General features: G+C 42.7%; 18 protein-coding genes. 9 read left to right on the top strand and 9 right to left on the bottom strand.

Annotation, left to right across the window (positions count from 1 at the left end):
- Nucleotides 1-24 precede the first annotated feature (24 nt).
- Complete coding sequence (locus FM038_RS18440) at nt 25-1380, bottom strand: YjiH family protein (RefSeq protein WP_142874762.1); 1356 nt, start codon at nt 1378-1380, stop codon at nt 25-27.
- A 519-nt stretch (nt 1381-1899) separates the two neighbouring features.
- Here FM038_RS18440 and FM038_RS18435 point away from each other — a divergent pair.
- Nucleotides 1900-2568 carry a Dph6-related ATP pyrophosphatase gene (locus tag FM038_RS18435; protein WP_142874761.1) on the top strand — a complete coding sequence of 223 codons (669 nt, stop codon included), beginning with the start codon at nt 1900-1902 and terminating at the stop codon, nt 2566-2568.
- A gap of 195 nt (nt 2569-2763) precedes the next feature.
- Nucleotides 2764-3582: a substrate-binding periplasmic protein gene (locus FM038_RS18430; RefSeq protein ID WP_142874760.1), complete on the top strand. Its 819-nt coding sequence runs from the start codon at nt 2764-2766 to the stop codon at nt 3580-3582.
- A 97-nt stretch (nt 3583-3679) separates the two neighbouring features.
- Here the strand turns inward: FM038_RS18430 and FM038_RS18425 are convergent, their stop codons facing one another.
- A complete protein-coding gene (locus tag FM038_RS18425; RefSeq protein ID WP_142874759.1) occupies nt 3680-4027 on the bottom strand; it encodes a PAS domain-containing protein in 348 nt (115 codons plus the stop codon).
- Between the two features lie 357 nt (nt 4028-4384).
- Between FM038_RS18425 and FM038_RS18420 the strand changes: the two genes are divergently transcribed.
- On the top strand, nt 4385-5059 hold the full coding sequence (locus FM038_RS18420) for a DUF998 domain-containing protein (protein ID WP_142874758.1): 675 nt from the start codon (nt 4385-4387) through the stop codon (nt 5057-5059).
- Nucleotides 5060-5147: 88 nt separating this feature from the next.
- On the opposite strand, the gene FM038_RS18415 is transcribed toward FM038_RS18420, so the two are convergent.
- Together FM038_RS18415 and ubiU are read right to left on the bottom strand one after the other, a co-directional pair.
- Nucleotides 5148-6002 carry a U32 family peptidase gene (locus tag FM038_RS18415; protein WP_142874757.1) on the bottom strand — a complete coding sequence of 285 codons (855 nt, stop codon included), beginning with the start codon at nt 6000-6002 and terminating at the stop codon, nt 5148-5150.
- A gap of 83 nt (nt 6003-6085) precedes the next feature.
- A complete protein-coding gene (gene ubiU, locus FM038_RS18410) occupies nt 6086-7087 on the bottom strand; it encodes a ubiquinone anaerobic biosynthesis protein UbiU (RefSeq protein ID WP_142874756.1) in 1002 nt (333 codons plus the stop codon).
- Nucleotides 7088-7264: 177 nt separating this feature from the next.
- On the opposite strand from ubiU, the gene ubiT reads away from it, so the two are divergent.
- Nucleotides 7265-7777: a ubiquinone anaerobic biosynthesis accessory factor UbiT gene (gene ubiT, locus FM038_RS18405; protein WP_142874755.1), complete on the top strand. Its 513-nt coding sequence runs from the start codon at nt 7265-7267 to the stop codon at nt 7775-7777.
- A gap of 269 nt (nt 7778-8046) precedes the next feature.
- Nucleotides 8047-9849: an acyl-CoA dehydrogenase family protein gene (locus FM038_RS18400; RefSeq protein WP_223292900.1), complete on the top strand. Its 1803-nt coding sequence runs from the start codon at nt 8047-8049 to the stop codon at nt 9847-9849.
- A gap of 75 nt (nt 9850-9924) precedes the next feature.
- Here the strand turns inward: FM038_RS18400 and FM038_RS18395 are convergent, their stop codons facing one another.
- Nucleotides 9925-10182, bottom strand: a complete 258-nt coding sequence (locus FM038_RS18395; protein WP_142874754.1) for a YfhL family 4Fe-4S dicluster ferredoxin — start codon at nt 10180-10182, stop codon at nt 9925-9927.
- Nucleotides 10183-10317: 135 nt separating this feature from the next.
- A complete protein-coding gene (gene trhP, locus FM038_RS18390) occupies nt 10318-11697 on the bottom strand; it encodes a prephenate-dependent tRNA uridine(34) hydroxylase TrhP (protein WP_142874753.1) in 1380 nt (459 codons plus the stop codon).
- A 311-nt stretch (nt 11698-12008) separates the two neighbouring features.
- Here trhP and FM038_RS18385 point away from each other — a divergent pair, with 311 nt between their 5' ends.
- Both FM038_RS18385 and FM038_RS18380 read left to right on the top strand, forming a co-directional pair.
- Complete coding sequence (locus FM038_RS18385) at nt 12009-12851, top strand: HDOD domain-containing protein (RefSeq protein ID WP_142874752.1); 843 nt, start codon at nt 12009-12011, stop codon at nt 12849-12851.
- A gap of 67 nt (nt 12852-12918) precedes the next feature.
- Entirely contained in the window at nt 12919-14469 is a 1551-nt protein-coding gene (locus FM038_RS18380) for a putative bifunctional diguanylate cyclase/phosphodiesterase (protein ID WP_142874751.1), read from the top strand.
- Nucleotides 14470-14535: 66 nt separating this feature from the next.
- On the opposite strand, the gene FM038_RS18375 is transcribed toward FM038_RS18380, so the two are convergent.
- Together FM038_RS18375 and FM038_RS18370 are read right to left on the bottom strand one after the other, a co-directional pair.
- Nucleotides 14536-14994 (bottom strand): thioesterase family protein, encoded by a 459-nt coding sequence (locus FM038_RS18375; protein ID WP_142874750.1) that lies wholly within the window; start codon nt 14992-14994, stop codon nt 14536-14538.
- A 61-nt stretch (nt 14995-15055) separates the two neighbouring features.
- On the bottom strand, nt 15056-15754 hold the full coding sequence (locus FM038_RS18370) for a substrate-binding periplasmic protein (RefSeq protein ID WP_223292899.1): 699 nt from the start codon (nt 15752-15754) through the stop codon (nt 15056-15058).
- A gap of 354 nt (nt 15755-16108) precedes the next feature.
- On the opposite strand from FM038_RS18370, the gene FM038_RS18365 reads away from it, so the two are divergent.
- Both FM038_RS18365 and FM038_RS18360 read left to right on the top strand, forming a co-directional pair.
- Nucleotides 16109-19165 (top strand): EAL domain-containing protein, encoded by a 3057-nt coding sequence (locus FM038_RS18365; protein WP_142874748.1) that lies wholly within the window; start codon nt 16109-16111, stop codon nt 19163-19165.
- A 59-nt stretch (nt 19166-19224) separates the two neighbouring features.
- The gene (locus FM038_RS18360) at nt 19225-20517 is read left to right on the top strand and encodes a DEAD/DEAH box helicase (RefSeq protein ID WP_142874747.1); all 1293 of its coding nucleotides are present in this window, start codon (nt 19225-19227) and stop codon (nt 20515-20517) included.
- 83 nt (nt 20518-20600) lie between these two features.
- On the opposite strand, the gene FM038_RS18355 is transcribed toward FM038_RS18360, so the two are convergent.
- On the bottom strand, nt 20601-21992 hold the full coding sequence (locus FM038_RS18355) for an endonuclease/exonuclease/phosphatase family protein (protein WP_142874746.1): 1392 nt from the start codon (nt 21990-21992) through the stop codon (nt 20601-20603).
- Nucleotides 21993-22123: the final 131 nt, after the last annotated feature.

The following is a 22123-nucleotide window of genomic DNA, read 5'->3' as shown; positions in this document are numbered from 1 at the left end:
GCCACTCTTTAGTCTGAGATATTCTTAGAAAATCAAATGTGCAGCACCTGCAATAATAGGCAGAGTGACAAGAGTTCGCAGAATAAACACCACAAAAAGCTCGAAGATATTGACTGGGATCTTACTGCCCATCAACAGTGCACCGACTTCGCTCATGTAGATAAGCTGAGTGACAGAGAGTGCTGCAATGATAAACCGTGTCATATCAGATTCTATAGAGCTTGCAAGAATCGATGGCAGGAACATATCAGCAAAACCAACCACAATGGTTTGTGAAGCCGCAGCGGCTTCAGGTACTTGCAAGAGATCAAGCAGAGGAATAAATGGCATGCCTAAATATTCAAATACAGGCGTATATTCTGCAATGATCAGGGCGATAGTACCGATACCCATCACCACAGGAATAACACCAAATACCATGTCGATGACATTCTTGATGCCATCTTTAAATGTTTGTTTAATACCGTTGCTTTGGCCTGCTTTGGCCAGTGCCTGATGAAGTCCCCAAGAGAAGATACCATGACCCTGTGGGATCATTTCATCATCAGGATGTCTTGGTGTATTGTCGATATAATCATCTTTCTTCCAACATAGTGGTGGCAGCTTTGGCACGATAATCGCGGCCAGAAAACCTGCTAGACATACGGTGAGGTAGAAAGGAACAAACATATGCTCAAGTTTGACCTGAGTGATAACGACTAACGAGAAAGTGATTGATACCGCTGAAAAGGTCGTGCCGATAACAGCGGCTTCTCTTTGGGTATAAAGGCGTTTCTCATATTGTTTGCTGGTCATCAAGATAGCCACACTGCCATCACCTAGCCAAGAGGCCATACAGTCAACAGCACTTCTACCCGGCAAATTAAATACAGGACGCATGATCTTGGTTAAAAGGGTGCCAATAAATTCGAGTAGCCCGAAGTTCATCAATAAGGGCAGTAACATGCCTGCGAAAATAAATACGCTAAATAGAGAGGGTAATAAGTCATTTAAAATTAGGGCACCAGTGTCACCTGAGGTGATGGCTTCTGGACCGACTCCGAAGAAGGTCATTACCACGAATATGGCACCCAATATGCGTACAACTAACCAAGCTGGGGTGACATTTAACAGTGTGTTGAAAAATTCATGGTTAATGATTATCGCGGGCTTAAACAGCTTAGTGATCACACTTGCCGTTGTTGTTATCACGATAATTGCCGTCACTATGGCTGTGATCGTGTCGCCAAGCAGAGCCTGTAGCCCCTTAGAGACAATCGCTATTGGGATAGTAATAGCGTCTTGATAACTGATAGGCGTCATAAACAGCAGTAAGCCAATTAAAGACGGAATAATAAACGTAAGTATCGTTTTTATGTTATGGGTTTGTTTTTCAGCCACTTTTTTTACCTAAATTACCGTTCGTTGCCCAATTGCAATAAGTTAACATTTCATCCAATTTGAAATTAAGTATGAATATCCATTCACTTTAAGGTGGGCAAGATTACCCCCTTAAATCCAGTAAGTAAAACGATTCTATTGCTCGATGATATTAATCACGTAAACAGAATAGTTATTACGACTTTTTGAGTATTTATATTGTAACTGAACAGCGACAGATTGCATCATGTACTTTTGTGTAGGAGACCTGTTAACTCAGGTGGTTACTAGCGTTGCTATGGTGTTGCGTTCGATATTGTTAACTGTCTGAAAGTGATTAATAGCTGTCTCTATTAATTAAGCCTTCTCGCAGTATTATCTAGATTGAATATGTCGTGGATTGATTTGTTTGGTCTAATCGAAATGTGATTGATTATTCACGTTTAGCTTGGATGATTTTGTATAATGCTTGCTTGATTAGTTTCGCTGCGCTACCCATCATTAATCGGTTTACCTATTGGAGTAATACATTTGAGTGCGATGAAAAAAAATATCATTATCAGCTGGTCATCAGGTAAGGACTCCACATTGACGTTAGAGCGCTTGATGGAGTCCGAGGATTATCGTGTAGTTGGCTTATACACCACGCATGTTAATGGCGAAGTTCCTTTTCAGGTGACGCCGATAGAGGTGGTAAAGATGCAGGCCCAAAGGCTTGGCTTGCCATTGGTGACCATTGAGCTACCTGAGATTTTTCCCGCAAATGATGTTTACCAATCTTTAGTCATTGAAGGTATTAAATCATCTGGGTTGGCAATAGATGGCATCGCCTTTGGCGACATGTTTTGTAATGGCATAGTGGATTATCGCAAGAGCTATGTGGAGCCAGCAGGATATGAAGCCGTTTTTCCACTCTTGGGGGAAGATAGTCTTGTGCTAGCACAAGAAATAATCAGTCGAGGCATCGAGACTGTGATTGTCACTATTGATAGGGATGTACAATTATCAGAAGAGTTATGTGGACAAACCTACACCAGTTCTCTGATTGATTCTTTAGCGGATCATGTCGACCCCTGCGGAGAGAATGGTGAGTTTCATACTTTAGTGATCAACAGCCAGTATTTTAATGCGCCTATTAAGATTAAACGGCAAAGTATAGAAACTGGTGAACGATTCAGCCACCTGCGTTATCTGGCTTTGCCAGTCTAATACAATTGCTAAAAATAGGTTGAGCTGAGTGAGCCTCTTTCTACTCCCTTCTCCCTTCTTCCTCCTTCCTATTCAATGCTTGAAGCTGTCCAATGACAGCTTCAAGCCTGTGAGCATTAATGCATTATTGGCAGTGCTAGCTAAACTTTATAGATAAAAGGTAGCAACTGCTGTTCTTTGTTAAGTGAGTCGAAGATGAAATTCAAATCTAGGTTATTAGTGCTTATTACTTTGCTGACTCTTCTGCTTATACCTACATATCTTTCTAGTGCAGAGCCCCCGCTATCGATCGCTTTTGTTGAGTACCCTCCCTATCATTTTACCCAAGACGAAAATGTCGAAGGGATATCGATTCGCATCATCGAGGAGGCTTTTAGACGAATAGATACGCCTATTGAGTTCAAAGCGATCCCTTGGAGCCGGGCGCTGAACTGGCTAAAGACGGGGCAAATCGATGTAATGGTTGGTGTATTTAGGACGGCTGAACGAGAGGTGTATATTGATTACAGTAATATGCCATTGTCAAAGGCGCAGATACACCTGTTCGTCACTGAAGGTGCAGATATTAAATACAGTGAAGACTTAACTTTGCTTAGTCACCTTAGTTTTGGTGTAAAAAAAGATTTCAGCTACGGACCTTATTTTGATGATTTAGTTGCCCAGAAGAAACTCACTAAGCTCAACGTAGATGTCGGCATTCCTCAGCTATTGGTGAAGCTATGCACTGGGGTCACTGATATTGTGGTGGGGGAGAGGCGTAATACTGAGTACGTGTTTAATCAGCTAAGCAAGCAAACCTACCCGCAGCTGGAGCGTTGCAAACAAATAATAGCGCTAACTCCTGCTATTGATGCAAGACTGGCTTACTTGGCATTCTCTAAACAAAATCAACTTAACTATATTCGTGTCCAGTTTGATGAGGCGATGAAGTCAATGAAACAGGATGGCAGCTTACATCGGATAATTGAATCTTATCAGCCTCATTCATTGTCAAAAAACACTGCCAGCCATTAATTTGTTGCAGTTACAGACACGCCTCTCAGTTTTTGCAAGTGAGAGGCGTGAGTGTAGAGTCTGCGGATTACCGTTTTTAATCCATTAGTCGAGGAGGCTACCCGAAGGTATCTCTCATAGACTTAGCTTTATTGGCGTTGACTTTAAGCTCAAGCACAGAGGAGTCTACTGTGTGCACGGCCTGCAGGTTTTCGTTGGTGACTTGCCAAGATTGACCGGCATTGAGTTTGTTCCAGAGTTCTTTAAAGGAGGCTGTCGGCATGTCTCGATGTCTGACGATATTGTGGCTATGACCAATGAGTTCTAGTTCGCTATAGCCTGAGATATCGATAAAGGTTTGATTGACGTAGGTCATAACGCCACGTTTATCGGTATTAGAGATCAGTTCGTCACCCGCTGCGAGTTTGATCTCACGCTGAGTAGACTTAGTGCGATGAGTTGTCATGCTATTTCCCGTTCAAACTGCAAAATCCATATCAGATTTTTTGTCGAATATTTTTATCTGTAAATTGCACCACTCATATATTTGTTTTGTGAGGGTTTTGCTGTTTTTGGGTTTTGGTTGATAAAACTGTAATTTTTATCTGTTCATCAATATAGTTCTGTGTTTGTAGGAAAGCTGAGTGGATGTTACTGGCAAGGTTTTCATTTCTAAATTTTGATATAGGTGACAATAATATGTTCATTTTTTCTAAAATATGTTTTCATTATTTAGAATTGTAAAAATCTGTGCTAGACCTCGTTAATATTTTCTGCTTCCATGTATGTTAATGGAGTTAGTGATGAATGAGTTAAGGGACACATGATAGAGAAGAGTAAAAAGCTATCTGATTTGGCGTTTAAATTTGGCGCGTTAGGTAGCCTAGGACTGATTATCGGTATTATGTTATCCGTTATGGGGTTTGAAGATGTCGAAGGGCATGGCTTTAATTTTCTAAATCACACATTCAGTGAGTTGGGGCATTATGGTCACTCCACATTTGCCGTCGTGGTAAATGGTGGGCTATTTTTTGGCAGCTTGAGTCTTATTCTATTTTGTTTGTTTGCTATTCAGTTGGCCGATAATAAGCTTCTTTATCCACTTTTACTGTCTTTAACGTTCACTTTTATTACCTTAGCTGCAGCTGGGTTGTTTCCGGTTAATGTGTACCATCTACATACTGCTGCGTTAAAGTACTTTTTTTACTCTGGTGCTATCAGCGCTTTTTTGTATCTGATTAATATTTTCATGAAAGGTCAGCTGCTTTATTCAAGGTGGAATATCTTGATGGCATTAATGACCTTAATCAGCTTCATAAGTTTTTTACTGCTGTCGCATAAGTCGTTTGGTTTAACCCCAGGGGATAGGCCTTTTTATCAAGAGATGGTGATGACCCTACCGAGGCCGGAAATATGGTGGCCAGCGACCTTAGAGTGGCTTAGTATCGGTATATTTATGCTCTGGACCATAGGTTTAGTACGCAGCATGAAGACTTAACACTATTTTGATTGGGTAGGCTCACACTGTAGACTTAAATGACGAATGAATTATTTAAGTCTACAGGCATTAGCAAGTGAAAGCGGGTTTAAACCTTATTGAATCCCGCCTCCTGATGCCAGTAACCGTTACAGCTTGCGGCATCAGATAAGATCAAATTAGTTCTTTGCTCGAGAAGGTTATTTGCAAGCGCAATGCTATCGAAACTCGATGGCGACACTCTGAAATAATCCACTCCCATTTTTCTCATATCATCGATTTCAGGTGATAGGTCGATACACGCTGCAGACTGAGTTTGAATACCATTTAATCGTAATAGAGGTTGTGATTCCTGTGTGCTTGCAAGCAATCCTTGTGGGTTTTGAATGCAGATGGTTTGACACTTATCTTTGCTAAGGCCTTTATGTCTTGCAGTGAAACAGCGAGCTGAAAGTGCCAAGGGTAGAAAACCATGACCAAATACTTCAATCTCAAAAGCGGTTTTCTCTTCAGAGAGTACCTGGGTGAGCCAGTTTTTTGATAGCTCTACAGGCATTACAAAGCGCTGCATTCCCCAGCTGTGTAGCTTCTTTAAGCTGGCTAAGTTGTAGTTATTGACTGTTGGTCCGCACACAAATGGCAGTTTTAGCTCTTTTGCTGCCTGCACTGCCCCCATGTCGTTAGCTTCGATAATAAACTCGCCATTTTCTACCTGTTTCTTTAGCTCTGTATATTCAGAGGGGGCTTCTAAAAGCGCAAGAGTAGAGATAACCACCTCTTTGCCAGAAGCCTTGAGCATATGGGCTAAGTCCATATAGTCAGAAAACTTAAGCTCTCTTCTACGGCTACAAATAGTTTCACCTAAATACACCAGTGGGATCTGGCTTTGGGCAACCGCTTGATAAAATTCACTCACTTTCTCTTTTGGCCAGCAATACAGCAAGGGCCCAAGCGATACTTTCATGTTCTTTCCTAATGTTCTTTTGGTACTCACAGCCACACTTTTACTGGCTGGCGGACAATATATATCTTGGTGATCACTCAGGTTTATTGCCAGGTGCGTTCGTAGGCCCCAAGTGTTGTCGTTTGCCCTTCAGAGACTTTTGATAGTGCTCTATCCCACTCTGCCTGAGTTTGGTAGTTTTGTGGGTCTCTGAGATAGGTATCAATGGCATTACGCCATACTTTCGTGACCTGTTCTACATAGGCTGGGCTGCGTTGTCTGCCTTCGATTTTTAACGAAACAACATTTGCCTTAGCTAATTCAGGCAAAAGGCTCAGGGTATTGAGGCTGGTTGGAGATTCGAGTAGGTGAGTCGGATCCTTGCTATCTTGAGTGGTGTATCGTCCCTTACAGACAACGGGATAGCCCATTTGCTCATTGATGCCGGACTTATCAATCAAGACTTCATTGAGTCTGGTAAGGCGGTCACTGCCTTGCTCCTGCCAGCGAACATGCTTTGCAGGAGAGCAAGACCCGCCTGTATTGGGGGATTGACCTGTGACATAGGAAGAGAGGTGACAGCGCCCTTCAGCCATGATGCATAAACTACCGAAAGCAAAGACCTCAAGATCGACCGGCGTGACCTTAGCAAGATCTCTGACCTGTTTCATCGACAATACCCTAGGCAGTACCGCGCGCTCAATATTAAACTCCTCTTTATAGAGTTTAAGGGCGCCTAAGTTTGTCGCACTAGCCTGTACTGAAAGGTGCAGTGGCAGGTGAGGGTAGTGAGTATGGGCATAATCGAGCATTGAAAGATCGGCCACAATTAGCGCATCAACGCCTGTGTTTGCGGCGATATCAACCGCCTCATACCAACGCTTCTCCTCACCCGCTTGTGGGAAGGTGTTGATCGTCAGAAATATTTTTTTACCCTGCTTCTTAGTGTATTCAGCGGCTTCTTGAAGCTTTTTTGGGGTGAAGTTTAGTCCTGCAAAAGATCTTGCATTAGTATCATTTTTTAAGCCTAAATAGACGGCGTCGGCACCTGCATTGAGTGCAGTCTTTAGTGATGCCAAATTACCTGCTGGACACAGCAGCTCCATATGTATACTCCGAATAACTCCCAAAAATTTGAAAAGTGAGTGTAAAAGGGAATGAATATCCAATTCTTGATGTAAAACAGGTTTGTGATCATAAAATCTGGGTAAAATCATTTTATTTTGTGCTCTCCTGTTGTAGGTGGAGAGTTCACTCCCTGTCATAAAGGATTTAAAATTACTATGCAGATGCCTATTTCTGGTACTTTTGCCAAGCAGCTATTAACAATGGGTCCAAAGCTGGTTCGTCCACCACTATCATTGGTGCCGTTTAAGGTGAAAGCCGACATCCTCACGCGGATCTTAGCGCTAGTGCTCAAGCAGCAAGCCATAGATGAAGAATTAGATTTTTTATCAGGTCGTTGGGTAGCGATAGATGTTGAGGATATGGGGCTAGCGTTTGAAGTAAGTTTTAATGATGGCTGGCAGGTCCGCCCAAGAGGTGATGCTGAAGTGCTGTTTGCTGGTAACTCGAAAGAGCTCCTCTTAGTGGCTGCGGGCAAAGAAGATCCTGATACGCTATTTTTTCAACGTAGGCTTTCAATCGAAGGTGACACTGAACTGGGATTAGAGGTAAAGAATCTATTGTTGAGTATTGAATTTGACACTATGCCTGGGCCAATTAGACAGAGTATAGAGAAATTGGCACAGCTTATTCAACAGTTACAGCTCAAGGCTAACCCTGAAATGGTTTAAGTCAGTCTTAGCTATCGATTGCGATTATCTTAAAACAGGTTTAAGGCAATATGTTTCACAGTTCCGTGCACGCTCGCTTGGCTGAAAGAGGCTAGGTGGTACGATGTGTTATTAAGGCCATGTTGAGGTTATAGTTTTTCTTGTTGCACTTTCAGGTGGGAATAATGAGCCTTATTCCCCCTCTTGCGGGAGTCAATACTATCCACTGGTGACATGAGTGATTTCCTGTCTGTTTATCAAGCAGATAAAAGCAACTGAGAGCACGCTATATGAAACAGGCTGGACCCATCAACAAGATTCAAATAAGCAAGACAGATCCTAACTCCTCTTCAGCAAATCCGGCTCCAGCTTCAAGCGGAAATGAAGAGAGACGAACCCTGATTTTGAATCCAAAGCTTGAACGCTATGACTACTTGGACTCTCATTCAAAATCTTTGATTAAAAAGACCATTGCGTTTTTTGAGACCCGGGGAAAGGCAAAGTTAAAAATCGATGATCATGAACGAACCTGGTATGCCGATTTTCTCGAATTCGAGAGGAAAGAGCAGCTGTTTGCTACATTTTTGACCCCTGAAAAGTATGGAGGCGAAGGAGCTCGTTGGGACACTTTTCGTAACTGTGCGCTCAATGAAGTATTAGGCTTCTACGGCTTGGCGCATTGGTATACCTGGCAGGTGTCGATACTGGGTTTAGGGCCTATCTGGATAAGTGATAATGAAGAGGTGAAGCAAGGTGCTGCGAAACTGTTAGCTGAGGGCGGGATCTTTGCTTTTGGCCTGTCAGAAAAGGAACACGGCGCCGATATCTACTCTACTGATATGTGCCTTACTCGGCAAGAAGATGGCTCTTATCTGGCCAACGGCAGTAAATATTATATCGGTAACGGCAATAAGGCGGCACTGGTGTCGACTTTTGGTAAGCTAACCGATACAGATGAGTATGTTTTCTTTGTCGTAGACTCTCAGCATCCAAACTACGAATTAGTACAAAACGTGGTTAACTCTCAAAACTATGTCGCCGAATACCGTCTTAATAATTATCCTATTGCGAGTGCGGATATCTTAGCTACTGGTCGTGATGCATGGGATATGGCCCTTAACACTGTCAATGTGGGCAAGTTTAATCTGGGCTGGGCATCAATAGGTATCTGTTCGCATGCTTATTTCGAAGCGATAAATCATGCATCCCATCGACGATTGTTCGATCATTATGTTACCGATTTTGTCCATATTAAGCAGCTGTTTATCGACTCCTACGCTCGCCTAAGTGCGATGAAGTTGTTTGCTTTGCGGGGCGTGGATTATATGCGCTGTGCTAATCCTGATGATCGCCGTTATCTGCTATTCACCCCTATGGTTAAGATGAAAGTCACCACTCAAGGGGAGGAGGTGATTAACCAGCTTTGGGATGTCATGGCCGCTAAAGGCTTTGAGAAGAACATGTATTTTGAGATGGCGGTAAGGGATATTCGAGCACTGCCCAAGCTTGAAGGAACCGTTCATGTCAATATGGCACTTATATTGAAATTTATGGCAAATTACTTCTTTAAGCCTGCGGTGTATCCAGAGACACCGACCATGGATAAGCCAGTTAATGATACATTTTTGTTTAATCAGGGAGCGACTAAAGGGCTGAGTAAGACTCGGTTCCATGATTACCGTATGGTTTATAATGGTGTTGATCTACCTAATGTTAATATCTTTAAAAAGCAAATCAAGCTATTAAAAATACTGCTTATGGCAGCTAAACCGAGTAAAGAGCAGAGCAAAGATTTCGATTTTTTATTGATCTTGGGTGAGCTTTTCACTCTGGTGGTATATGGTCAGCTTATCTTAGAAAATGCCAAGATAAAAAAGATAGAGGATGATTTGATTGAGCAGATCTTTGATTTTATGGTGCGTGACTTTTCAAAATTTGCGCTGCAACTGAGTCAAAAAGGCAGTGCGACTCGGGTGCAACAGATGATATGTAATCGAATGATTAAGCGCCCGGCCGTTGATGAGGCGCGTAATACTCGAGTGTGGGACAACTATGTTTATCCCATGAAAGATCAATATGAGATGAACCCGTAAACAGCTTCCTGTTGCCGAGCTGTTGCAGATGAAAATAATATCATACCTGCGGGGGCTCGCCTCCACAGGTGTTACTTATATGACAGGTTTACCGGTTATGAGGTGATACTTAACTAACAGTTCATCATCAGACTCTTGATGAGCTGGGTCTGGATCGATGCAATCGATTGGACATACTGAAATACAGGTCGGTTTATCATAATGGCCAACACATTCGGTACAAAGATCTGCGTCTATCTCATAGATCTCCTCGCCCATAGTGATGGCCTGGTTTGGACATTCAGGCTCACACATATCGCAGTTGATACAGCTATCGTCGATCAATAATGCCATGCTTCAATTTACCTAGTTTACAACTTTAACTATGACGCGTTTTCGCCACAATTGGACTAATGCCAATCGGTATAAAATATCGTAACGATAAACATCACGATATTTTAGTTTATTCCTTTATAACCGCTACGACTATTAAGCGTGTGGGTTACGTGTGTCTTGGCCTTGGGGCAAGTTACGTAAAATAACCGCTTTATCCACATCGATCTGTGCAGGAAGCGTTAGAAACACAAAGTGTCCTGAACCTAAACCGGCTTCAACATTTTCACCTTTACGGTTGATTAGTTGATCGATAGTCAGGGTAATATTTCCTTGAGGAGTCATCACCTCGACACTATCGCCAACTGAGAATTTATTCTTAACATCAATCTCGGCCATACCTGCATCATTACGTTTACCGGTGAATTCGCCGACAAACTGTTGGGTATCGCTAATTGAATAGCCGTAATCGTAGTTCTGGTATTCATCATGAACGTGACGACGAAGGAAGCCTTCGGTGTAGCCGCGATGAGCTAAGCCTTCTAGGTTACGCATTAAAGTGCGATCGAAGTCTTTACCTGATGCGGCATCCTCGATGGCTTGACGATAAAGCTGGGCAGTACGAGCTACATAATAAAAAGACTTAGTACGCCCTTCAATTTTCAAAGAGTCGATGCCCATCTTTGTCAGGCGATCAACATGCTGGATAGCACGCAAATCTTTCGAGTTCATGATGTAAGTGCCATGCTCGTCTTCAAATGCAGGCATATATTCACCAGGACGACCCGCTTCTTGCAGCAAGACGATTTGATCGCTTGGCTGACCTTCACCTAATGTTGGCTTTTCAATTTGGACACCGTTTTGATCCACAAGGCCTTGAGGATTTACTGCAACTATGTCGCCTTCCATTGTCTCTTTCGCTTCATGGGCATCATATTTCCAGCGACATGAGTTAGTGCAAGTTCCTTGGTTAGGATCACGTTTGTTTATGTAACCTGACAATAAACAACGGCCAGAGTAGGCCATACAGAGCGCGCCATGGACGAAGACTTCTAATTCGATATCTGGGCAACGTTGACGGATCTCTTCGATCTCTTCGAGAGATAGCTCACGGGAAAGAATGACACGCTTAATCCCTTGTTGCTGCCAGAATTTTACTGAAGCCCAGTTGATGGCATTGGCCTGCACTGAAAGGTGAACCACCTGATCAGGAAAAGCTTCGCGAACCATCATGATCAGACCAGGATCTGACATGATTATCGCATCAGGCTTCATGCCTATAACGGGCTCCATATCCTTGATATAGGTTTTTAACTTAGTGTTATGAGGTGCAATGTTGCTCACAACGTACAGTTTTTTTCCTAAATCGTGGGCTTCCTGGATACCAGTAGCCAGATTTTCCAGCTTGAAGTCATTATTTCTAACCCTAAGGCTGTATCTAGGCTGGCCTGCATAGACAGCATCTGCACCATAGGCAAATGCATAACGCATATTTTTTAGAGTCCCAGCGGGAGACAGTAGCTCAGGTTTAAACATAATAACTCTCAATTGGTGATTAAAGTCGCAATAAGCGGGCGGGCATTTTACTCAATGCCACTGCCGTTATCAAATTTAGTGCAAAATATCTTTTTATTCAGTAATTCTTCTTTATATGTTCACAACTTTTTATTTAACTAATCAGTAATTTTTCTCCCTAACAATCTTAAAGTTAGCTAGAATCTAAACAAGATATTAACTGTCTGAGTGCTTTTTACACGTCTGATTAACGTATCCGCTGATATACTCTCTGAAAACATCGAATCATATCCCTGTTTAAGCAGAGGAGAGTAAAGATAATGGGAGCAACAATGTCTACTGAACATGAACTATTGGTCAGGCTTTTAAAGAAGTTAAAGGCTGACGCCCTAGTTTTGCCAACATTGCCAGAAATTGCAATGAAAGTTCAGGAGGTCGTCGCTAGGCCGGACTCTAGTCCCAAGGAAGTTGCCGGGATCATAGGTCAAGATGTTGCGATATCTGCCAGAATGATCAAAGTGGCTAACAGTGCTTTATACAGTCGTGGCGTAAAAGCTGAGAACGTCAATAGTGCCGTTACTCGCATTGGTTTAACTCAAATTAAGTCTATTGCAACTTCTGTCGCTATGGAGCAGCTGTTTATCTCGACGAATGAGATGGTGTGGGAGGTGATGGATGAAGTATGGGGAGCATCTATCGAAGTCACTTCAGCTGCTTGTGCCATGTTGCAGATCTATATTAAGACTCACAAAGGCTGCGGCTTGAGCTTTGATACGTTGACCTTGGCTGGCCTGGTACATAATATCGGTGCTTTACCTGTGTTGACTGAAGCTGAGGCTCAACCAGAACTGTTTACTAGTACCGATCAGCTTAGGGCATTGGTAAGAAAGATGCAGGGTCCAATAGGGCGGGCGGTATTGAAGAGCTGGGAGTTTGCTCCGGAAGTGATGGAAGTGGTTGAGCGTTGGTCTGATTTATCTTATCTTCCTGACAATGTGAGCTATCTTGATTTTGTTCGTGCAGCGGCTTTTTACACCGGCGAGTTAAGGGCGGGGGCGGATATTAATGAGCGGTTAGATGTGTTTGCCAAGCGTGGTTTACCTGTCTCTCCAGAAGAGCTAGCAAGTGATGAGTTTCTCGATAAGTATCACTCAATTAAGCTTAGCTACGAATAGTTCTTCATATTGAGCTAGAGTACCTGTTTAATATAATGAGGTTCAATAAAGGAGTTGAGATAGTCGTTTGGTAAATGAGTGGGTTATTTGTGGACTTGGCGTGTTCTGTTTCGCTGGTATCGTCATCTGGTACCGGCATAGTAAGCGTGAAACCCATTTTTTAAAAGCGCTCATAAGACTGATTCAAGAGCAACAAGCTCAAGATTCTCCTTCCTTGAGTCAACAGCAAGATGCCATGCTTAAGGTCTCATCTGCAGCAACGAGTAAAACGAGCGCTTCCAAGAATCTTCCACTTCAAAGAATCCCGAAAAAATTTGCTCCTCTATATGATCAACTTGAACAGTTATTTTTAGGCCAGTCTAAGCAAAATAATAAAGATAAGTTAACTGGTTTGCCTAATCGCTTGGGTGTTAAATCGTATTTGGCCGGCTTGTCACCTTTAGAGCTGGGTTCTCTTGTCTTAATCGATATCTATCGTTTTAGGTTTGTGAATGATTTATTCGGTTTCACGGTTGGTGATTCACTACTAAAACGCGTTTCAGCGAGGCTGATGGCATTAAAGCCACATGTTTTATATCTAGCTAGAATGAATCAAGATGAGTTTTTACTGCATTTAGATACGCCGCAAACAGACTGTGAGTTACTCGCGTTACGTGAGCACTTACAGGCCCCCTATGATGCAGAAGGAAGCATAATAGCGATACAGGTACAGGTGGGAGTTGTCGATCTGAGGCTGTTCAATGCAGATGTAAGTACCCTATTAAGACGTCTCGACCTTAGCGTCATAAAAGCCAAGGCTAGCAAGCCCTTTATTGCTCATTATGCTAAAGGAGATGACTCCACACAAAAGAGAGCGCTTGGTATCATTCATCACCTTCCTAAGGCATTAGCGCAAGGTGAGCTCTATATGGTGTACCAGCCTAAGTTTACGGTAGCATTAGGAGAGTATCGTCAGGTTGAAGCATTAATGCGGTGGCAGCATTTCGAGCTTGGAAATATATCACCTGCTGAATTCATTCCGTTGATAGAGCATGCTGGAATGATAGATCTCGTTAGCCAATGGGCATTGGAACAGGTTATTTCCCAACAGGCTAAATGGACAAAGGCAGGGATCAGGCTGCAGGTTGCTGTGAACTTATCAACTCAGGATATGGTCAGTGAGACCTTATGTGATGACATCCAAGTCCTGCTGGAGCGTTATCATGTCCCTGCTACAGCCTTGTCTATTGAGATCACCGAAAGTCATATTATGGATGATATGGAGTTAGCGGTAACTGCGATTAATAAATTAAAACAAATAGGTGTCGATGTGGCCATCGATGATTTTGGTACTGGTCACTCCTCTTTAGCCTATCTGAAACGATTTCCTGTCGATGAAGTTAAAATCGACAAGGCCTTTCTCGATGATTTACTGAACGATAAACGGGCTTCACACATTATGCAAAGCAGTATTGCACTGGCTAAAGGTCTAGGCTTTAGTGTGACGGTAGAGGGTGTCGAGACAGAGGTGATTAGTCGTGCTTTGATTGAGATGGGAGTCGATAAAATCCAAGGGGATTATTACTATAAAGCTATGACTGCTACGGAAATTGAAACGAAAAACCTTAGTAAAAAGTGAATCGGCTTATTCAAGCATTGATTATATAAGCCGATAAACAGCACTGATTTTTAAGATAAAAAGTGACTAAATGTGAATGTTGCTGGTAAATGACTGACTTAAATGAGCCAATAAATCAGCCGACATGGGAGCCAGCTGTCTGTCTTTATTCATGCAGACCATCTCTATATTGGCTGTGACAGCCGCTTTTTTTGCGTTGGGGCGCCATATCTCTTGCTGCCATACCGTTCTGTATTTACTCTCGAAATAGAAGCGGGTGCGCACATCAATAATATCAGCAAATTCAACACCATCATGACAAAGCATATCACTACGGTAGACTGCAAATCCCAAGCCTTGTTTATTCCATAGAGAAGCTAAGGTATCAGCTCCAATGACATGTTCTCTGGCTCTTTCGAAGTATTTAAGAAAGTTAGGGTGGTAAACCACTCCTGAAAAATCGGTATCTTCGTAATAGATTTGCACGGGAAAATTAAATGTTGGACTGTAATTCAACGCTTTATTATTTTGAGCTGTTTTTTGCATAATCTTCTGCACACGCCAATACCACTGGAAATTGGCGCTAGTCTAGCACAGAGGTAAGGGTTTACCTTGAGTAATCTCTGTCCTTAATGGGTTCAATGGAAGCCATTATTTTCTGGTAACTTCCATCTTGTTTCAATGCGTTTAGCCCGCTGTCGAGTAACTTTGCCAATGATTCAGCCTCTGGATTTTTCTTAGAGAAAGCTAAATAAACTTGGCCAGTATGATTGGGGAAGGTCTGTTTTATATCAGCTGAAACCCCCATCTGTTCAATATATTGTTCCGCCACTAAATCGTACATAATAGCGAGATCGATTCTATCTAAAAGAAGCAAGTTGATTAACTGGTTGTGGTTTGACAGTTTTAATATATGAATATTGGGAAGTAGCAGGAGTTGATCACCATATTCGTAACCATCTATGATGCCAACTTTAGTATTAGGAGGGAGTTGCCACTTGTCGTTGGCTTGAATAGGATTGTTGGTATTGTGGTAAAAAGATGCGGTTGCTGAAAAGAGTGGCTCATTGCCAAAGATGAAATGGTCTTGGGTGCTTTTTTCTTTGACTAAGTTGAAGACGCCATCGACTAGGCCTTTCTGGGCCATCACGAGTCCACGAGAATAAGGGACAACTATGCTGTTTACATCGATCCCGACACGAGAAAAGGCGGAATTGATTAGGGAATGAGAGATACCTGTGCCTGTAGCTCTAGCAAAGGGAGCCCAGTTATCTTCAGCTGCAAGCTTGATCGTTTGTTTACTCATTATTTGCGTATCCTTTCCATATGCCAAGCCGCAAAAGCCTAGCAAGAAAGTACAGGCAAAGATGATCACCTTTAAAAAAGCTGTGTTTAGTCCTGGCATTAGTCCGTTTACCCTGAATATCCATATAGTCACATGGCCATCTTAATGCATTTCTAATTAAAGATGACTTTTATTTAGATGATATTGTTATTTTTGTTAGATGAGGCGTATTTGAGAAAATGTTGTACGACTTTAGTTGTTCAAGTTGATGTTTGTTCACCATTTTGCCCCTATTTGTTGTTGTCTCATTTGTACACTTCATCTGCTACACTCAAAGCTCTAAATTAGACTTTTGCTGAGAGATGAACTGCGACTATGGATTCAGACGTAATTTACTCCCTAGTACAAAATGCCGCGTTATTATTAGCCATGGTATTTGTTTATGATGCCGTTCCTAGGAAAAAGCAGAGTGAATACTTTCTTCTTTGGCGATTATCGGTAGGTGCCATCATTGGTGGAATTACGGTCACCACAATGCTGACACCATGGGAGTATCAGTCTGGAATATTTTTTGATACTCGCTCGGTAATCCTTGGGATCTCAGGGTTGTTTTTTGGTGGGTTACCGACATTTATAGCGATTGCTATCGCATCGGCTTACCGGATTATGGAAGGGGGTTCTGCTGTTTGGGCCGGCGTTGCGGTTATTATATCATCGGGTTTATTTGGCAGCATTTGGCGTGCTAAACGTAAACCTGTCATTGCTGAACTTAAGTATAAAGAGCTGTATCTGTTTGGCTTTATACTTCACCTATTAACATTATCTTTGATGTTTATTCTGCCAATGGATATCGCGATAGCTATCCTGATGCAGTTGAGCCTACCTGTTTTACTTATCTTCCCACTTGCGACGGCGTTTCTTGGTTTATTGCTATCTAGAAGGCTTGAGATAGAGCGTGATGCCAAGATACAGCTACAAGATGACTTTATGTTTCGCTCTCAATTCAACATCGGAAATATTGGTATAGGGATCTCAAGTGTCGATCAACACTGGCTCAAAGTTAATCCTAGAGTGTGCCAGATGTTGAAATATTCAGAGGCAGAATTGTTAGCTAAGACTTGGGTAGAGATGACTCATTATGACGATCTGCAAGCTGACTTATCTCAATTTAAGCGCATGCTCAGTGGTGAAATTGATGAGTATGAGATGGATAAACGCTTTGTCGCTAAAGATGGCAGTATTGTGTATACGCATCTGACAGTAGCCTGTCAGAGAGTGAACGATAAAGTGCAGTTAGTGATCTCTGGCTTACTCGATATTACTTCGCAGAAACAAGCCGAATCTGCCATGCGTTCGAGTCAGGAGCAGCTTGCTTTAGTGCTTACCAGTAGTGACTTAGGTTTATGGGATTGGGATATTAAAACCAATAAAGTGGATCGAAATGAACGCTGCGCCGATTTATTGGGCTGCAGTGTCGATGAACTTAAACATAATGAAAGATTGTGGATAAATGGTATTCACCCTCAAGACCGAGTGGCAGTTTTACACTCTATCGATGTGCATCTTAAAGGAGAAAGCTTACAGCACAGTATTGAATACCGGCTAGTATCAAACTCAGGTGAAATACGTTGGATTTTAGACTCAGGAAAAGTGGTTAGCCGTGACTCACATGGAACTCCACTTAGAATGTGTGGTATTCATACCGACATCACAGATAGGAAGCGGGTTGAAGAATCACTGAAATTGGCTGCATCAGTTTATAATAACTCGAGCGAAGCGATGAGTGTGCAAGACAGTAAAGGAAGCATCATCACAACCAACTCTGCATTCACCGAGATCACTGGCTATTGTGAAAGTGAAGTGATTAATCAGCATATCGACATGCTGAAATGCGAGCGGACCAATAAGACTCAGTTTAAACAGATGATTATGCAAATTGCAGAGACGGGTAAATGGCAAGGAGAGATCTGGCTTAAGCATAAGAATGCTACTGAGTTTATTGTTTGGTTAACGATTAACACCATTTACGATCGCTCCGGCGAAGTCTATCGTCGTGTCGCACTGTTTTCTGATATCACCGAAAAGAAACAAGCTGAACATATCATTTGGAAGCAGGCTAATTATGATCCATTGACAGGATTGCCCAATAGAAGAATGCTGCTGGAATATCTAGGCACTGAGCTGCTTAAATCAGATCGTAATCATCAGCATTTTGCCTTGATGTTTCTCGATTTGGATTACTTTAAAGAGATCAATGATACCTTAGGTCATGATGTTGGCGACCTGTTATTAGTGGAAGCGGCGAAACGTTTAAAAGCTTGTATCAGGGAGTCTGATGTTGTTGCAAGGCTAGGCGGTGATGAGTTTACTATCGTACTTTCTGCGATTGAGGATAATAAAGGCGTTGAGCGGGTTGCCCAGAATATTTTACTACGCCTGGCTGAGCCATATAACTTAGGTAATGATACAGCTTATATCACAGCAAGTATTGGGATCACCTTATACCCTGATGATGCATCTACCATAGAGAACTTACTCAAGCATGCTGATCAGGCCATGTATGCAGCAAAAGATCAGGGCAGAAATCGATTCCATTACTTTACACCTTCGATGCAGGAAGAAGCGAGATATCGGATGGTCTTGATCCGGGACTTGCGCAAGGCGGTGAAGCAACAAGAATTTGAAGTCTACTATCAACCAATCATCGACCTGACGAATGAGCAAGTGTATAAAGCCGAGGCGTTAATTCGTTGGCATCATCCGGAGCGAGGCTTGGTTTCTCCAGCTGAGTTTATTCCAATAGCAGAGGATACTGGCTTAATCATTGATATCGGTAATTGGGTATTTGAACAAGCGGCTATGCAAAGTGCGGCATGGCGTGAAAAGTTTGGTGTAGAGATTCAAATTAGTATCAATAAATCACCTATTCAATTCAGAGATGAAGGGGATAGCTTTGAGAATTGGATCATTAAACTGCAAGAGCTAAATCTGGCAAGCAATGGGATCTGTGTCGAGATCACTGAAGGATTATTACTCGATGCGAGTATGGGAGTCTCTGAAAAATTGCTGGCATATCGAGATGCTGGAATCCAAGTTTCGTTGGATGATTTTGGCACTGGCTACTCTTCTCTCGCCTATCTTAAAAAGTTTGATATCGATTATCTTAAAATAGATCAATCTTTTACCCGCAATCTTGAGTCTGACCCCAACGATGCCACCCTATGTGAAGCCATTATTGTCATGGCGCATAAATTGGGAATGAAAGTCATCGCCGAAGGTGTAGAGACTAAAGAACAGCAACAAATTCTGTCTGCCGCCGGATGTAATTATGGCCAAGGGTATCTATTTTCAAAACCCGTCCCCTATGCGGAGTTTGAAGCTAAATACCTGAAGACGAGCGAGCAACGTCAACATGATAAGGCAACGTCATAGCCAGTGCTGGTGGATTTTGGTAGACTCCGCGCTCAATAATTATCCCACGTGAGTTTTTCATGAAATTTGACGCTTTAGAACTGAATCCACTACTGATAGATGCCATTGAACAATGCGGATATCAGCAGCTCACAATGGTTCAGGCCGCTGTCATTCCAGTTGCCTTACTTGGCGGTGATTTATTGGCGTGTGCCGAAACTGGCACAGGTAAAACAGCATCGTTTGCCTTGCCACTATTACAACGTTTGCTTGATGAGGGGCGTGAGACACCTAAGCTACGAGGGCTTATTCTTACTCCGACCCGAGAACTGGCAATTCAAGTGGCTGAAAATATTACCCGTTATAGTCAGTTTACTTCCCTCAAGACCTTAGCTGTTTATGGCGGTTCCAACATGAATCCGCAGCGTAAGGCATTGAACGCGGGTGTCGATATCTTAGTGGCGACACCGGGTAGACTGTTCGATTTTATCGGCCAACATGGCCTTGACCTGTCTGATGTCACTAGCTTAGTCATCGATGAAGCGGACAGAATGTTGGACATGGGATTTGTCCGTGATATTGAAAAGGTCAAAGCGCTCGTCGCGACAACACATTTAACGCATTTTTTCTCTGCCACATATAGTGATGAAGTAAAGCTATTAGCTGAGAAAATGTTAATTGAACCAGAGTGGATCAACGTGGCTCAAAGTCGCTCGGCTAGCAGTGTCGAGCAAGAAGTCTATCTGGTTGATAAACGCCGTAAGGCCGAACTGTTATCTGAACTCATTGGCCGTAATAACTGGCAGCAAGTATTGGTCTTTGCCAGCACTAAGGAAAGCGCTGACCATCTAAATGGTGAGTTAAAACTCGATGGAATTAAGTGTGGTGTTTTTCATGGTGATAAAACACAAGGCACTCGAAACCGTACCCTAGAAGAGTTTAAATCTGGAAAGATCAGAGTCATGGTCGCCACAGATGTCGCGGCAAGAGGCATCGATATCCAGGCGCTTCCTTTAGTGATCAACCTTGAGCTGCCTTATGCCGCTGAAGACTATATCCACCGTGTCGGTCGTACGGGACGCGCAGGTTTAACTGGACGAGCTATCTCTTTTGTCTGTCCTTCCGATGAGACTATACTCAATGAGATTGAGACCTTAATCGAGCTTGAGTTACCGAGAAGTGTGATGCCTGGCTATGAGCTCGGGGCACCGCTGCCGGCTCGTTATCGTGAAAACCAAGATGTGACTAAGACTAAACCAAAAGTTGAAAGACGCAAAGGTAAACCAACGGGTAAGTATAAAGGCAAATCAAAACGTACAGCTGACAATGGCAAGTCTGACTATGCGAATCGACGAGCTCAGAATAAACGTTAACGCTTGGTGTAAGATATTGAACCAGTTATAAAAAAACCGCCAATAAGGCGGTTTTTTGTTACTAGTCATGAGTTACGTTGGAATTAAAGCTCTGCTTCAATCCATACTAGACGGTGATCAGAAGAGATATCTTTACCGTTACCGTATTTTCCAACTCGCTCATCATTCATCAATAGGCGACCTTCTTCGAACGTTGCAGGCCAGAAAACACCAGAATCTATGATGTTTAGATCGTTAGATGGGATTGCATGATCAACACGCAGGCCAAATGTGCTAGTGATACGGTCTGGGTAAGTGCTGTCACCACAGTCTCCAAGAGCCACACATTCAGTTGACCCTAAGCTGTTAGGTGCGTATACACCATCGGTAGCGAGCACATTTACACGCTGGTGATGCATAAGGTCTTGAATGGATTCTAGGAAGCCATCGCCATTCTCTGGATCGGCATTAAGATCGCCCATAACCACGAAAGAGGCATCTAAACCTAAACCACCTTTAACACCAGCATCATCATAGATGTAGTCTGCATCTGATACATATTCACTCCAGAACTTGATCTCTGCACTATTTAACAGCTTGTTGTTTTCTGTGACGGTGTCGAAAACTGGAGGCGTTGGGTGAGAGAGTAGTAAGTGAACCACTTTCTCGCCATCTGCAGTTGGGATAAGAATGGGTGCGTCGACATGGTTTTTAGAAGATAGTGGCTTTTCTGCCCATGCTTCGGCTGTGTACCACTCATCGCCACACTTCATGCCTTCTGGGATAGGGTTGTATTCGTCTTCACAGTTCGTGATAGTCGGGTTCGTTTCGCCAGGTAAATCTTTCCATTTAAAGTTTTGGAAAGTACGGATGTTAGCAGTATCAATTGGGTACTGTGAAAGTAAACCAAAGGCATATTGACCGTGGTAGAAACCGAAGCCCCAAGCATCGCCTGGTAGAGCGACAGTACCGTTACGGTCTAGATCGAACTCGCTCAATAGACCTGTATTGGTTGAGAAGCTTTCTGCATAAGCAAATTGGATAGGCTCTAGCATCTGCTTGTCTTCAGAGGTCGTACCTAGGCCATTTTGTGGCACTGCAAGATAGTTTAAACGGAAGCCTTTGATGCCGTCTTGGTTTTCACCAACACCGTCGTTGTTAAATTCGCCCATCATGATAACGGCTGGACGCTCTGTCTGGATAATAGCGGCAACGTTACGGATTTGAATAATTTTTTCAACGACTTTACGCTCATCGTCGGTCAAATCATCGTCAAACCACTTGGTCATTAACGCTTCTTGCTCTAGAGCAGGGATCTGCATTTCAGTGACAAGCTCTTCGAAGCTACTACGATCGAAAGAGAGGTTGTATGTTGCGAAGCGAACCGTCGTTGGCTCAGTTGGCTCTGGTGGATAAATGTTGGTAGTTTCGTCATTACATCCTGATAATAACGCAATCGAGATCGCAGCTGCTGCTGCAGTTTTTAAAAAATTCATAATTATTGACCCATCTTTATTAATTATTATACGAGCTCATTTATTTGAGCTTCGAAATGATTCTATACAGGTGTCCAATCATTGGGTATCAAACAAAGTCAATAATGTGTCCGTCCGCATCATTTTTGAAC

Origin of the sequence: Shewanella eurypsychrophilus, assembly GCF_007004545.3 — a bacterium.
GTDB lineage: Bacteria > Pseudomonadota > Gammaproteobacteria > Enterobacterales > Shewanellaceae > Shewanella > Shewanella eurypsychrophilus.
The sequence above is the reverse complement of the archived record's forward strand: the minus strand, read 5'-3'. Positions and strand labels throughout refer to the sequence as shown.